This window comes from Ferrovibrio sp. GW821-FHT12B10, assembly GCF_058807515.1.
Map to the genome: position 1 here is coordinate 2,671,503 of NZ_JBXAQT010000001.1, position 13,471 is coordinate 2,684,973.

13 protein-coding genes are annotated in these 13,471 nt (G+C 65.0%); 7 read left to right on the plus strand and 6 right to left on the minus strand.

Going from position 1 to position 13,471, the window contains the following annotated elements:
• Nucleotides 1-7: 7 nt before the first annotated feature.
• Genes trpA through pyrF form a run of 4 tightly spaced genes read right to left on the minus strand, consistent with a single transcriptional unit; the run spans nt 8 to nt 3,425 of the window.
• Complete coding sequence (gene trpA / locus AC1RRT_RS13500; protein WP_493014322.1) at nt 8-829, minus strand: tryptophan synthase subunit alpha; 822 nt, start codon at nt 827-829, stop codon at nt 8-10.
• Nucleotides 826-2,037, minus strand: a complete 1,212-nt coding sequence (trpB, locus tag AC1RRT_RS13505) for a tryptophan synthase subunit beta (RefSeq protein WP_493014323.1) — start codon at nt 2,035-2,037, stop codon at nt 826-828. Before trpB ends, trpA begins: the two co-directional genes overlap by 4 nt.
• A 10-nt stretch (nt 2,038-2,047) precedes the next feature.
• Nucleotides 2,048-2,689 (minus strand): phosphoribosylanthranilate isomerase, encoded by a 642-nt coding sequence (locus AC1RRT_RS13510; protein WP_493014324.1) that lies wholly within the window; start codon nt 2,687-2,689, stop codon nt 2,048-2,050.
• 1 nt (nt 2,690) lies between these two features.
• The gene (gene pyrF / locus AC1RRT_RS13515; RefSeq protein WP_493014325.1) at nt 2,691-3,425 is read right to left on the minus strand and encodes an orotidine-5'-phosphate decarboxylase; all 735 of its coding nucleotides are present in this window, start codon (nt 3,423-3,425) and stop codon (nt 2,691-2,693) included.
• 95 nt (nt 3,426-3,520) lie between these two features.
• On the opposite strand from pyrF, the gene AC1RRT_RS13520 reads away from it, so the two are divergent.
• From AC1RRT_RS13520 to AC1RRT_RS13530, 3 genes are all read left to right on the plus strand, one after another.
• Nucleotides 3,521-4,543, plus strand: a complete 1,023-nt coding sequence (locus AC1RRT_RS13520) for a polysaccharide deacetylase family protein (protein ID WP_493014326.1) — start codon at nt 3,521-3,523, stop codon at nt 4,541-4,543.
• A gap of 88 nt (nt 4,544-4,631) precedes the next feature.
• A complete protein-coding gene (locus AC1RRT_RS13525; protein WP_493014327.1) occupies nt 4,632-5,381 on the plus strand; it encodes a substrate-binding domain-containing protein in 750 nt (249 codons plus the stop codon).
• 213 nt (nt 5,382-5,594) lie between these two features.
• Complete coding sequence (locus AC1RRT_RS13530; protein ID WP_493014328.1) at nt 5,595-6,455, plus strand: alpha/beta fold hydrolase; 861 nt, start codon at nt 5,595-5,597, stop codon at nt 6,453-6,455.
• Between the two features lie 103 nt (nt 6,456-6,558).
• Here AC1RRT_RS13530 and AC1RRT_RS13535 read toward each other — a convergent pair whose 3' ends face one another.
• Nucleotides 6,559-6,921: a nuclear transport factor 2 family protein gene (locus AC1RRT_RS13535; RefSeq protein WP_493014329.1), complete on the minus strand. Its 363-nt coding sequence runs from the start codon at nt 6,919-6,921 to the stop codon at nt 6,559-6,561.
• A gap of 115 nt (nt 6,922-7,036) precedes the next feature.
• Between AC1RRT_RS13535 and AC1RRT_RS13540 the strand changes: the two genes are divergently transcribed.
• The 4 genes from AC1RRT_RS13540 to ybaL all read left to right on the plus strand — a co-directional run bounded on the left by AC1RRT_RS13540 (nt 7,037) and on the right by ybaL (nt 11,967).
• A complete protein-coding gene (locus tag AC1RRT_RS13540) occupies nt 7,037-7,936 on the plus strand; it encodes an AraC family transcriptional regulator (protein WP_493014330.1) in 900 nt (299 codons plus the stop codon).
• A gap of 342 nt (nt 7,937-8,278) precedes the next feature.
• Complete coding sequence (gene thrS, locus AC1RRT_RS13545) at nt 8,279-9,499, plus strand: threonine--tRNA ligase (RefSeq protein ID WP_493014331.1); 1,221 nt, start codon at nt 8,279-8,281, stop codon at nt 9,497-9,499.
• Nucleotides 9,500-9,506: 7 nt separating this feature from the next.
• On the plus strand, nt 9,507-9,992 hold the full coding sequence (locus tag AC1RRT_RS13550) for a P-loop nucleotide/nucleoside kinase family protein (protein ID WP_493014332.1): 486 nt from the start codon (nt 9,507-9,509) through the stop codon (nt 9,990-9,992).
• A 247-nt stretch (nt 9,993-10,239) separates the two neighbouring features.
• A complete protein-coding gene (ybaL, locus tag AC1RRT_RS13555; protein ID WP_493014334.1) occupies nt 10,240-11,967 on the plus strand; it encodes a YbaL family putative K(+) efflux transporter in 1,728 nt (575 codons plus the stop codon).
• Here the strand turns inward: ybaL and AC1RRT_RS13560 are convergent.
• The gene (locus AC1RRT_RS13560; RefSeq protein WP_493014335.1) at nt 11,958-13,421 is read right to left on the minus strand and encodes an alginate export family protein; all 1,464 of its coding nucleotides are present in this window, start codon (nt 13,419-13,421) and stop codon (nt 11,958-11,960) included. The two genes, ybaL and AC1RRT_RS13560, sit on opposite strands and share 10 nt — an antisense overlap.
• Nucleotides 13,422-13,471: the final 50 nt, after the last annotated feature.

Consider the following 13,471-nt stretch of genomic DNA (forward strand, 5'->3'; position numbering starts at 1 on the left):
TTCCTTCTTAAGCCGCGACCTTGGCGACGCCGCGTACGGCTGTGCTCAGTTCGCGTACCAGGTCCAGCACATGCTTGGCCGGATCGATTTTCTTAATCTGGGCCTCGGCCACTCGTTCCACAAGGGCCGTGCCCACCACGGCGGCATCGGCCACCGCGGCGATTTCGGCGGCACGTTTGCCATCGCGGATACCGAAGCCGACGGCCACCGGGATTTTCGTGTGCTGCTTGATTCGCGCCACCGCCTGGCCAACCGCAGTCGGATCGGCTGCCGCCGCGCCGGTGATGCCGGCGATGGAGACGTAGTAGAGGAAGCCCGAGGTATTCGCCAGCACGGCGGGCAAACGGGCCGCGTCGGTGGTCGGCGTCGCCAGGCGGATGAAGTGGATGCCGGCCTTCACGGCTGGCAGGCAGAGTTCGCTGTCTTCTTCCGGCGGCAAGTCGACAATGATCAGGCCATCCACGCCGGCAGCCTTGGCGTCCACCAGGAACTTGTCGACGCCATAGGCCGAGATCGGGTTGAAGTAGCCCATCAGCACGATCGGTGTGGCGTCGTCCTTCTTGCGGAAGTCGGTGACCAGCTTCAGCGTTGTCTTCATGCTGGCGCCATTGGCCAGCGCGCGCAGGCCGGCGGCCTCGATGGACGGGCCATCGGCCATCGGATCGGAAAACGGCATGCCGAGTTCGATCACATCGGCGCCGGCATCCGGCAGCCCGGCCAGCAGGCGGGCGCAGGTGTTGTGATCCGGGTCGCCGGCAGTGATGAAGGTAACCAGGCCGGCGCGGCCCTGGCTTTTCAGGTCGGCGAAACGCTTCTCGATGCGGCTCACAGTTGCACCCCCAAGGCGCGAGCGACGTTGAACACGTCCTTATCGCCGCGCCCACAAAGATTCATGATCATCAGGTGGTCCTTGGGCAGGGTCGGCGCCAATTTCATGACATAAGCCAGCGCATGACTCGGCTCCAACGCCGGGATGATACCTTCGACACGCGAGCAGAACTGGAAGGCGTCCAGCGCCTCCTGATCGGTCACCGAAACGTAGTTGACGCGGCCGATATCATGCAGCCAGGCATGCTCCGGGCCGATACCGGGGTAATCCAGGCCGGCGGAAATCGAATGTGCCTCGGTGATCTGGCCGTCCTCGTCCTGCAGCAGGTAGGTACGGTTGCCGTGCAGCACGCCGGGTACGCCCTTTGCCAGCGACGCCGCATGCTTGCCGGTATCGAGGCCTTCGCCAGCAGCTTCGACGGCGTGGATTTTCACATCGGTGTCGTCAAGGAAGGGGTGAAACAGACCGATGGCGTTCGAGCCGCCACCAATGCAGGCGACCAGGCTGTCGGGCAGGCGCCCTTCGCGTTCAATGATCTGCTCGCGTGCCTCGAGGCCAATGATCGACTGGAAGTCACGCACTAGCATCGGATAGGGATGCGGGCCGGCGGCGGTGCCGATGATGTAGAAAGTGTCATGCACGTTGGTGACCCAGTCGCGCAGGGCTTCGTTCATCGCGTCCTTCAGGGTCTTCGAGCCCGACTTCACCGCACGAACTTCGGCGCCAAGCAGGCGCATGCGAAACACATTGGGCTGCTGGCGCTCGATATCGACTTCACCCATGTAGATCACGCAGGGCAGGCCGAAGCGCGCGGCCACCGTGGCCGTCGCCACGCCATGCTGGCCTGCGCCGGTCTCAGCGATGATGCGCTTCTTGCCCATGCGCTTGGCCAGCAGGATCTGGCCGATGCAGTTGTTGATCTTGTGCGCGCCGGTATGGTTCAGCTCATCGCGTTTGAAATAGATCTTGGCGCCGCCCAGCTTCTTGGTCATCGGCTCGGCGTAATACAGCGGGCTGGGGCGCCCGACGTAATCCTTCAGGAAGTAATCCATCTCGGCCTTGAAGGCGGGATCGGCCTTAGCCTCTTTATAATGCCGCTCCAGATCAAGGATCAGCGGCATCAGTGTCTCGGCCACGAAACGCCCGCCGAACTTGCCGAAATGGCCCGCCTCGTCGGGGCCGGTGCGATAGGAATTGATCGCGGTCATCGGATACCTCTTACAAACGTTTGGCAGCGGCCAGGAAGGCTTCGATCTTTTTCGGGTCTTTCCGGCCGGGGGCGCTTTCCACGCCGGAGGATACATCGACAGCCTTGGCGCCGGATTGCTGGATCGCCTGCGGTAAATTGTCGGGTGTCAGGCCGCCGGACAGAATCCACGGCCGCTTGAATTCCGCGCTCTTCATGATGGTCCAGTCAAAGGCGACGCCGTTGCCGCCGGGCAGCTTGGCATCCTTGGGCGGCTGGGCATCAAACATCAGCCAGTCGACGCAATCCTCGTAATCCTTGGCTTTCTTCAGGTCGGCCTTGGTCGAGACCTTGATCGCCTTGATGATCGGCAGGCCGAAATAGACGCTGATGGCGCGGCAGCGCTCAGGGCTTTCGTCGCCATGCAGCTGCAGCAGGTCCAGGCGCGCCTTGGCCAGGATAGTGTCGAGGAAATCGGTTTCCGGGTCGACGAAGACCCCGACACGGTCGATGCCGCTGGGCACCAGGTTGAGCAGGGCCTCCGCCTGTTCGGCCGACAGATTGCGCGGCGAGGGCGGGAAGAAGATGAAGCCCAGCATGTCGGCGCCATGATCCACCGCGGTGGCGAGCGCCGTTTCGTCGTTCAGGCCGCAGATCTTGGTGAACAGCGCCATGTCAGGCTGCCTCGACCAGTTCCTGCGCGATGGCGCGCGCACTGGCTTCCGGATCCGGGCTTTCCGTGATCGGGCGGCCGATCACCAGATGGTCGGCACCCAGCGTCATTGCCTCGGCGGGCGTCATCACGCGCTTCTGGTCGCCGGCGGCCGCGCCCTTGGGGCGGATGCCGGGCACGACCAGCTTGAAGTTCGGGCCGCAGTTCTGGCGCAGCAGCGAGATTTCGGTGGCGGCGCAGATCACGCCGTCGGCGCCGTTATGCTGGGCCAGGCGGGCGAGGCGGATCACATGCTGGCTGACATCGCCGGTGACCCCGATGGCGGCAAGGTCGGCGGCATCCAGCGAGGTCAGGACGGTGACGGCCAGGATCAGCGGGCGCGGGGCGGTGCCCGAGGCGGGGACCGACTTGGCGGCCTCGACGGCGGCGCGGATCATCGCCGGGCCGCCCGAGGCATGCACGGTCAGCATCATCGGCCCCATGGCGGCGGCGGCGGAGCGCACCGCGCCGGCCACGGTGTTGGGGATATCATGGAATTTCAGGTCCAGGAACAGCGGCGTGCCGGCCGGAACCACGGCGCGCACGTCGGCCGGGCCGCGGGCGGTGAAGAACTCCTTGCCGAGCTTGACCCCGAAGCCGGCGGCAGAGGCGGCGCGGGCGCAGCGGGCGGCAAAATCCATGTCCACGGTGTCGATGGCGCAGAAGACCGGCGCCGGGTTTTTCGCGAGGGCGTTCATGGGGCGGGCTTATAACGGAAATACCCCGGAGAGTCTCCCCTCAGACCCCCGTCTAGCCCTCCCCCGAGGTCCCTGATGGGGTTACAGTCCCGGCCATGAAAACCGCCCCTCTTTTCGCTGCGACTCTGGCCGCCCTGGCCGCCGGCCCCCTGCTGGCCGCCGACCATGCCAGCATCCTGATGTACCACCGCTTCGGCGAGAATACGGTGCCCAGCACCAACATCCGGCTGGAGCAGTTCGACGCCCATATCGCCGAGCTTAAGTCCGGCCCCTACAAGGTCATGGGACTGCCCGAGATCGTGCACCGGCTGAAGTCGGGCGAGGCGCTGCCCGACCGCGCGGTCGCTGTCACCGCTGACGATGCCTATATCTCCGCCTTCACCGAAGGCTGGCCGCGGATGAAGAAGGCCGGCATCCCGTTCACGCTGTTTGTCGCCACCGAGCCGGTGACCTCGAAACTGAAGGGCTACCTGACCTGGGATCAGATCCGGCAGATGAAGGCGGAAGGCGTCACCATCGGCGCGCACAGCCATCGTCATCCGTCGTTGCCGGCGCTGACGCCGGAAAAGGCGCGCGAGGATCTCGAAACCTCCATGGCGCTGTTCGAGAAGGAACTGGGCGAGAAGCCGACGCTGTTCGCCTATCCCTTCGGCGAGTGGGACGCCAAGACCCTGAAGCTGGCGAAAGACATCGGCTACAGCGTCGCCTTCGGCCAGCATTCGGGCGTGGCGCACAGCAAGCATGACATGTTCTGGCTGCCGCGCTTTCCCATGAACGAGCATTTCGGCTCTGTCGACCGCGTGCGTCAGGCGCTGAATGCGCTACCGCTGCCAGTCAGTGACGTCGAGCCGACGGACGTGCTGGTGAAGCTGGGCCAGACGCAAAACCCGCCGACCCTGCGTTTCACCGTGGCGCCGGGCATCGAACGGTTGAACCAGATGGTCTGCTATACCGGCGAGGGCAAGTCGATCCAGCCGAAAGCCATCGCCGAGCGCCGCTACGAACTGCATGCACCCGATGCGCTGAAGCCGCCGCGCGACCGCATTTCCTGCAGCGTGCCGAGCAGTGAACAGGGCCGCTTCCGCTGGTTCGGCATCCAGTTCACCGTTGTAAAATAACACCCGCGTAAAAATCACAGCGACGTGATGCCGTCGCTTCCGCGGGCGGGCGTACAACAGCCTTCCAGATAAAACCGGGAGGCTCGCCGTGACTCGCATTCTGTCCATCCTGCTGCTGGCGCTTGTCGCCTTGCCGGCACAGGCCGTCGACATCTCCATGCTGACCGCCGGCGCCTTCAAGCAGGTGCTGCTCGCCGCGCTGCCCGGCTTCGAGGCGCAGAGCGGCCATAAGGTGATCGTCGATGGCGACACCGCCGGCGGCCTGGCGCGCCGCATCGAAGGCGGGGCGGTGTTCGATCTGGTGGTGATGACGCCGGCCACTATCGAGGGCGTGATCGCCAAGGGCCTGGTCCGCGCCGACAGCAGGACCAACCTGGCCCGCGTCGGCATCGGCGTCGGCATCAAGGAGGGCGCGCCCAAGCCCGATCTCTCCAATGCCGAAGCATTCAAACACCTGGTGCTGAAGGCCAGGGGCATCACCTATGTCGATCCGGCCTCGGGCGGCACCAGCGGCATCTATCTGGCCAACCTGTTCAAGCAATGGGGCATCGCCGAGCAGCTTGCGCCCAAGTCAGTCCTGGTCCCGGGCGGCTACTCGGCCGAGAAGATCGTCACCGGCGAAGCCGAGGTGGCGATCCAGCAGATCAGCGAAATCCTGCCGGTGAAGGGCGTGGTGCTGGCCGGTCCGCTGCCCGCCGACATCCAGAGCTACACGACCTACACCGCCGGCCTGAGTGCCAAGGCGGTGCAGCCGGTGGCGGCCAAGGCACTGCTGGATTATCTGGCCGGACCGCAGACGGCGAAAATCCTGGTCGAGAAGGGCATGCAAACGCCGTAAGGCTTTTGCGGCTCAGTCAGGGCTCTGAGCGTCGAATTCTGGGCTGTAGCCGTCAAATCCGCTGCTGTAGGCGTCGAATTTGATGCTGTAGCCGTCGAATCTCGTCGAATTCCGGTTCATGATCTCAAATCTGCATACATATGTAACTACAATTAGAACATATAGTGTACATTAATCGTGGTCTCGGGGGAACGGTTTTGTTAAAAAGCCCGGATGAGCACCCAGACCTCCGACGCGGCTGCCGGCTCCGTCCAGCGCAGCCGCCGCATCAACGGCTATGACCTGTCGTATCTGGAAGCCGGTGACGCCCATGCCACGCCGCTGCTGCTGGTGCATGGCTCGCTCTGCGACCAGCGCATCTGGGCGGCGCAGATGGCGCCGTTTGCGCAAACCTATCGCGTGCTGGCGCTCAGCCTGCGGCGCTGCTGGCCCGAACAGTGGAACGGCGAGGGCGAGGGCTATGATATCCAGGGCCATGCCGACGATCTCGCGGCGCTGATTGCCGATCTGGGCGCCGGCCCGGTGCATCTGGTCGGCCATTCGCGCGGCGGCCATGTCGGCTTCCGCCTGGCGCAGCGTCATCCGGAGCTGCTGCGCAGTGCCGTGCTGGCTGAGCCCGGCGGCCAGCTCGACGAAACCCTGAGCGATCCTGGCGCGCCGCCGGCGGGTGCGGGGCTGAACGCGATGTTCGGCGAGAGCGCCGCACTGATCGCGCGCGGCGAGGTCGATGCGGGATTGGAAAAGTTCGTCACCGCTGTTGGTGGGCCGCTGGCCTGGAAATACGCGCCGGCGCGTTTCAAGGCGATGGCGCGCGACAACGCCTATACGCTGGTGGGCCAGTATCGTGAGCCGCGCCTGCCCTTCATGAAGGACGATATCCAGTCGATCGCCGTGCCGGTGCTGCTGGTCGGCGGCGGCCTGACCAGGGGACACTTCCCCAAGGTGCTGGATGCGATGGAGCGGCTGATGCCCGACGTGCGGCGCATCACCATCGCGAACGCCACCCATCCGATGTACGAGCAGCGCCCCGAGGCGTTCAACGAGGCGGTACTGGCGTTCCTGGCGCAGTATTGAAAACAACGCGTGGATGCCCGGGCCAAGCCCGGGCATGACACCGATTTTATTGTCATGGCCGGACTTATTCCGGCCATCCACGTCTATAATTCTAGAGGATACGTCACCCCCGCGTCACATGCGCGGCGACGCAGAGCCAGGTGTTGCTGCCGGCCTGCTTCATCCAGATATCGGTATAGCGGCCCTGGCCGGCGCTGCCATCGGGCTTGGTATAGGCCGTGCGCGCATGGATCAACGCGGTGGCGCCGATGATGCGGATGCGCACATCCTCGCAACGCAGGTTCTTCGCCGCCGAGGGCTTGGCGATCTGCGCCAGGAAACCGGCGCGGTCGGCCAGCGTGCCGTCGGGATTGGAATTCAGGAAATCGGCAGAGAGGTTTTTCTCGAACCAGGCGGTGTCGGACTCGGCCACGCTGCGGATGTAGTTTTCGTTCAGGCTGTACAGCGTGTCGTGGTCAGTCGCCATGATTCAAGGCCCCCTGTTTCTTTGTGCCGGCCTCCTGTTGCAGGCGGCAGCATCTCCGCAAGATTTATCAAACGCGCCCGTGCTAGCGTTTCTGCATCAGACAGGAAGAACTGATATGACCGATTTCGCCACCACCGATTCCGCCAATTCCGACTCACCAGGGCAGGCCAGCTATATCCGGCGCTTCACCCGCGTCACGGAATATATCTACGCCAACCTGGATGCCGAGCTGGACCTCAACACGCTGGCCGATGTGGCTGCGCTGTCGCCCTGGCACTGGCACCGCATCTGGCAGGCGGTTTATGGCGAAACGGTGGCGGCCACCGTGAAGCGCCTGCGGCTGCAGCGTGCCGCCGCCGATCTGGCGCAGACGCAGATGGCCCTGGACGAGATCTGGCCGCGCGCCGGCTATGGCAGCCTCGCTGCCTTCAGCCGCAGCTTCAAGGATGCCTATCAGATGCCGCCGGCGGAATACCGCAAGCGCGGCAGCCATACCCGCTTCACCATACCGTCCTCGCCGAAGGGAGTCTCCGCCATGCGCGACGTTGCCATCAAGACCTTGCCACCTGCCACACTGGCCGTGATCCCGCATAAGGGCTCCTACATGGAGATCGGGCGGGCATTCGAGACACTGTTCGGCACGCTGGCGGCGCGCAACCTGCTGCGGCCGGGCCAAGGTCAGTCTTTGTGCATGAAGGGGCTGTTCTATTCCGATCCCACATCGGTGCCGGAGGCCGAGCTGCGTTCGGCCGCCGGGATTCTCATTCCCGATGCCGCCTTTCCGGTGGAACCGCCGCTGGAGCGCGCCGATCTGCGTGGCGGCGACTATGCCGTGCTGCGCCACAAGGGGCCTTACTCGGATATGAAGGCGGCCTATGACTGGCTCTATGGCGAATGGCTGGTGAAGTCAGGCCGCGAGGCCGCCGATGCGCCGGTTTTCGAGGATTACCTCAACAATCCGCGCGAGGTGCCACCGACCGATCTGCTGACCGATATCTGTCTGCCGCTGAAGTGACGGCCGTGCTGTTGCATAGTCGTCACCCCGGGCTTGACCCGGGGTCCCATTAAAAAATGGGATGCCGGCTCAAGGCCGGCATGACGAGTAAGGGGTGCGGCGTCATTTTCTTGCTTGACGCTTTCTCCATCTGCGCTTACCGTCCGCGCACCATGCAGAGCATTATTCTCACCGTAGCTACCATTAAGGTTACCGCCACCGGCGGTGCCCTGGGTCGTTGCGCGTGAAGAGATAAACGCACAAGCACTGAAACCCAGAGGCCCCGCCGGCGACGGACGGGGCCTCGGTGTTTCTGGGGTCCCGTTCATCACCGGCAGGTCTCTTCCACGATGGAGACCCAAGATGAACAGCCTGAATCCAGGACGATTTTCGGAGATGGACGCCTACGACCACCAGGTGCTGGGCACGCGGCTGGACCTCTTCCACCAGCAGGAGGAGGGGCCGGGCATGGTCTTCTGGCACCCGCGCGGCTTCGCGCTTTATCGTGTGGTGGAGGATTACATCCGCCGCCGCATGCGCGAGGCGGGATTCGCCGAAATCCGCACGCCGCAGCTCCTGTCCTACAGCCTGTGGGAGCAGAGCGGCCATGCCGAGAAGTTCGCCAATGAAATGTACCGGCTCAGCAGCGGGAACCGGCCCTTTGCGCTGAAGCCGATGAGCTGCCCGGGCCATGCCCAGGTGTTCGGCAAGACGCTGCGGTCGGTGCATGATCTGCCGATGCGCTATTGCGAATTCGGCGCCTGTCATCGCGACGAACCCTCGGGCGCGCTGCAGGGGCTGATGCGCACGCGCAGCTTCACGCAGGACGATGCGCATATCTTCTGCACGGAGGAGCAGGTCGAGCAGGAGGTGCAGCGTTTCTGCGAGCTGCTGCGCGGCATCTACAGCGACTTCGGCTTCGGTGCGCCGCTGGTCTTCTTCGCCACGCGACCGGCCAAGCGCGCCGGCGACGATGCGACCTGGGACCGCGCCGAGGCCGGCCTCGCCATGGCGGCGCGCCGCGCGGGCCTGGATTTCGCCATCAAGAGCGGCGAGGGCGCCTTCTATGGCCCGAAGCTGGAATTCCACCTGCGCGACAGCCATGACCGCTCCTGGCAGTGCGGTACGGTGCAACTCGACTTCGTGCTGCCCGAAAGGCTGGATGTCAGCTATGTGGCCAGCGACGGCAGCCGCAGGCGCCCCGTGCTGATCCATCACGCCGTGCTGGGCAGCATGGAGCGTTTCATCGGCATGCTGCTGGAGCATTACCGCGGCGCGCTGCCGCTGTGGCTGGCGCCCGAGCAGATCGTGATCGCCAATGTCACCTCGGCGCAGGAAGGCTATGCCCGCAAGGCGGTGGCGGCGCTGGGCCGCGAGGGCCTGCGCGCGGTCGCCGACAGCCGACAGGAGCGGCTGGGTCGCAAGATCGCCGAGGCGCATGACCAGGGCGTGCCGCTGGTCGGCGTGGTTGGTGAACGCGAGATGGAGCGCGGCACGGTGTTCCTGCGCTGGCGTGGCGGCAAGCAGGAGGAGATGGCGCTCAACGACGTGGCGCGCCGGCTGCGGCCCGATGCGGTGAAGTGAGGCAGTGATGTCTGCACCCGTCCTGCATCTCCTGTGCGGCAAGATCGCTGCCGGCAAATCGACGCTGGCGGCCACGCTTGGCGCGGCGCCGGATACGGTGACGATTGCCGAGGACTGGTGGCTGGCCCGGTTGTATCCGGGCGAGATCCGGACCGTGGCGGATTATGTCCGCTGCGCCGGCCAACTGCGCGCCGTGATGGCGCCTCATGTGGAGACCCTGCTGCAAGCGGGCCTGTCGGTGGTGCTCGATTTCCCCGCCAATACCCGCAGCAGCCGGACCTGGATGCGCGAGATCATCGACCGCAGCGGCGCTCAACACCGGCTGCATGTGCTCGATGTGCCAGACGAGGTCTGCCGCGCGCGGCTGCGCCAGCGCAATGCCACGGGCCAGCATGATTTCGCTGCAAACGATGCCGAGTTCGATGCGATCACATCGCATTTCCTCGCGCCGCAGCCGGATGAAGGATTCGATGTGAAGTATCACGCGAGCTGAAGTGCATTCACAAAAAAAGGCGTCACCCCCGGACTTGATCCGGGGTCTCATTTTTTGACGAGAGGCAATGGGATCCCGGGTCTCGCATACGCTCAGCCGGGATGACGTTTATTGTGAATGTTCCGCGATGTTCGCAGCTTTCGCGTGGATCGTCGCGATAAACGCATGCACGTTCGGTTGAACTGCGGGGATGCGCGCCATAGTTTAGGAGCAGAGGTCATAATCAAATGAGGGGGGCTCCCGAAGGATGCCGCATCACACACCGCTGATTGCCACCATCGTGATGGGCCTGGTGCTCGCCTTCATCTTCGGCGCCATCGCCAATCGCCTGCGGGTCTCTCCGCTGGTGGGCTATCTGCTGGCGGGTGTGTTCGTCGGCCCCTTCACCCCGGGCTTCGTCGCCGATCAGGGCCTGGCCAACGAGCTGGCGGAGATCGGCGTCATTCTGCTGATGTTCGGCGTCGGCCTGCATTTCTCGCTGAAAGACCTGCTGTCGGTGAAGGCGATCGCCATCCCCGGCGCGGTGGTGCAGATCGGTGTCGCCACGCTGCTCGGCATGGGCCTCGCCTGGGTGATGGGATGGGGCATGGGCGGCGGCTTCATTTTTGGTCTAGCGCTCTCCGTCGCATCGACAGTCGTGCTGCTGCGCGCCATGCAGGAGCGCCGGCTGGTGGAAACCGATCGCGGACGCATCGCCGTCGGCTGGCTGATCGTGGAAGACCTGGCCATGGTACTGGCGCTGGTGCTGCTGCCGGCGCTCAGCGGTCTGATGATGCCAGATGCCGGAACGGCGGGCGCAGGACAGGCAGCACCGCAGACCGCCGACATCCTGAAGACGGTCGGCGTCACGCTGGCCAAGGTCGCGGCCTTCGTGGTGCTGATGGTGGTGGTCGGCCGCCGCGTCATTCCCTGGGTATTGCATTACATCGTGCATACCGGCTCGCGCGAACTGTTCCGCCTCGCCGTGCTGGCGATCGCACTCGGTGTCGCCTTCGGCGCCGCCAAGCTGTTCGGCGTGTCCTTTGCGCTGGGCGCATTCTTCGCCGGCATGATGATGAGCGAGTCGCCGCTCAGCCATGAGGCCGCGAATGAATCGCTGCCCTTGCGCGATGCTTTTGCCGTGCTGTTCTTCGTCTCGGTCGGCATGCTGTTCGATCCGGCGATCCTGCTGCACAACCCGCTGCCGGTGCTGGCCACGGTGGCGATCATCGTGATCGGCAAGTCACTGGCGGCCTTTTTCATCGTGCTGGCTTTCCGCCATCCGATGGGCACGGCGCTGCTGATCTCGGCATCATTGGCGCAGATCGGCGAATTCTCCTTCATTCTGGCCGCACTGGGCACCGAGCTGAAGCTGCTGCCGGAAGAGGGCCGCGATCTGATCCTGGCCGGCGCCATCCTGTCGATCCTGCTCAACCCGCTGCTTTTCGTGATGCTGGACAAGCTCAAGCCCCGGCTGGAGCAGAAGCTGGGCAGGGATGGCGGCAAGACGGCAGCCGCGCCGCAGGTGACGGCATCGGCGGTCTCGGCCGATCCCGATATCGTGCCGGTGAAGACGACGCTGACCGGCCATGTGGTGCTGATCGGCTATGGCCGGGTCGGCAGCCTGGTGGGCGCGGCGCTGCAGCAGCGCAAGCTGCCCTTCTTGGTGATCGAGGATTCCGAGACGCTGGTGCGTGCCCTGAACAAGCAGGGCGTCGAGGTCATCGTCGGCAACGCGGCACGTGCCGACATGTTGGCGGCGGCCAATTTGGCGCAGGCCCGGCAACTGATCCTCGCCATTCCCAATGTCTTCGAGGCCGGTCGCATCGTGCAGGCGGCGCGGGCGGAGAATCCGTCCTTAAGTATCGTGGCGCGCGCCCATGCCGATGCCGAGGTCGATCATCTGGTCGAACATGGCGCCGGTACGGTGATCATGGGCGAGCGCGAGATCGCGCGCGCAATGATCGAGACGCTGCCGGCGCCCGCTCAGAACTGATAGGCGAGAATGAACTGACCGAGCCAGGTGGTGCGGTCGGTGGCATCCGTGGTGCCCTGCGCCTGGCGGCGGCCGTCGCCGGCCTTGGCCGCGCCCAGCACGGCATTGACGCTCAGGCCCTTCAACGGCGTATCCCAGACGGCAAAGACGTCGATCTCGTTCAGCAGGCGGTCGCTGGTGACGCCGTTGGCGCCATCGGGCTTGTCGTAGGAATGGCGGTAGTAGATCGCGCCGAGGCTGAGGTCGTCGGCCGGCTGCAGTTTCAGCTGCACCATATGGGTGTTGAGGTTGGTGTTGGTGCCGACATAGCGCTGGTAGATCTCGCCCTGGTCCCAGCTGCCATAGCCGCGCGGGCCGCCGGCCATGAACAGCGTGTCCCAGGCGGTGTTGCGGTTATCAGTTGTGTTGGCGTCGCCGCTGAAATGCGCATAGCGATAGCTGACGCGTGGCGTCCACGGCAGATCGCCAAAGCGATACTGCGGTTCGACATACCAGGCATTGGCGCGGGTTTTCGTGGCGCCGACATCGTTCGTCTGCCGCGCATATTCGCTGTAAAGCGAGACATCCTTGAACAGGTCGCTGACCGGCGCCAGCACCGTGCCGCCCGAGCGCACCGACCAGACATTGAGCCCATCGCGGTTGGCGTTCACGGCACGGTCGGCATCGTCGATCTTCAGCGCGGTGGCGCCGAGATACCAGAGCCGCTCGGTGTATTCGGCGCGGCCGTGGTCCTTGTGTGCCGACCCGAACCATTCGACGTTGCCGCCGTAGAGGCTGGTGGCGGCGTCGTCCTGACCGCGCAGGAAATCCTGGTCGCTGCCGTTGCGCAGGCGGAAGACATCGGCGCGCACCGGTTCGGTGTTCAGCCGCGCGATCGCCGTGCGGTCGAAGCCGGCGCGCGGGCCGATCACGTAATTGCCGCGCCGGAAGCTGTCGAGCGTGCCATCGGCAATGAGGAAGCCGTCGCCGACCACGAAGCCCTGGCGACCGGCCGAGACATCGACCGCATCCTCGCCGAGCGCGGCAAAGGCCAGGCCGGACTTCCAGCCGAGATAGGCTTCATCCAGCGCGAGTGCCTCGGGCCGGCGGCTGGTCACGCTGGTGCGCTGCGCCTCGCCCTCGCCGCGCGTGGCCGAGCCGAGCAGCTTCAGGTTGCCGTAGAAGGTCGTGTCGTTCAGGTGATAGTCGAGCGCCAGCCCGGGCGCGATGAAGCCTTCTGCCCAGTCGCGGCCGCCGCGGCGCTTGCCGCCGCCCGGCCCCAGGCTGCCCAGACCGTTCTGCGCATTGGCGACCGAGAACAGCCCGAAGGCGGCATCCAGGTTGAGTGTGATGTCGAGATCGCCGACCGCATAGGTCTTGCCGGGCTTGTCATGCGCGTCATCCTCGGCCGCCCAGGCGGCGGGCGCGGCGAGACAGAGCAAAGCTGCGGTAAACAGGCGAAGCGGGTGCTGCATGTGATAATCCCCCCTCCGGCGGCCGGTTGCTGGTCCGGCAGGGCACCATC

Bases quoted from the DNA above. Each gene is read 5' to 3' on its own strand.
- trpB (WP_493014323.1), bottom strand. From the start codon at position 2,037: ATGACCGCGATCAATTCCTATCGCACCGGCCCCGACGAGGCGGGCCAT.
- AC1RRT_RS13510 (WP_493014324.1), bottom strand. From the start codon at position 2,689: ATGGCGCTGTTCACCAAGATCTGCGGCCTGAACGACGAAACGGCGCTC.
- pyrF (WP_493014325.1), bottom strand. From the start codon at position 3,425: ATGAACGCCCTCGCGAAAAACCCGGCGCCGGTCTTCTGCGCCATCGAC.
- AC1RRT_RS13520 (WP_493014326.1), top strand. From the start codon at position 3,521: ATGAAAACCGCCCCTCTTTTCGCTGCGACTCTGGCCGCCCTGGCCGCC.
- AC1RRT_RS13530 (WP_493014328.1), top strand. From the start codon at position 5,595: ATGAGCACCCAGACCTCCGACGCGGCTGCCGGCTCCGTCCAGCGCAGC.
- AC1RRT_RS13535 (WP_493014329.1), bottom strand. From the start codon at position 6,921: ATGGCGACTGACCACGACACGCTGTACAGCCTGAACGAAAACTACATC.
- AC1RRT_RS13540 (WP_493014330.1), top strand. From the start codon at position 7,037: ATGACCGATTTCGCCACCACCGATTCCGCCAATTCCGACTCACCAGGG.
- thrS (WP_493014331.1), top strand. From the start codon at position 8,279: ATGAACAGCCTGAATCCAGGACGATTTTCGGAGATGGACGCCTACGAC.
- AC1RRT_RS13550 (WP_493014332.1), top strand. From the start codon at position 9,507: ATGTCTGCACCCGTCCTGCATCTCCTGTGCGGCAAGATCGCTGCCGGC.
- ybaL (WP_493014334.1), top strand. From the start codon at position 10,240: ATGCCGCATCACACACCGCTGATTGCCACCATCGTGATGGGCCTGGTG.
- AC1RRT_RS13560 (WP_493014335.1), bottom strand. From the start codon at position 13,421: ATGCAGCACCCGCTTCGCCTGTTTACCGCAGCTTTGCTCTGTCTCGCC.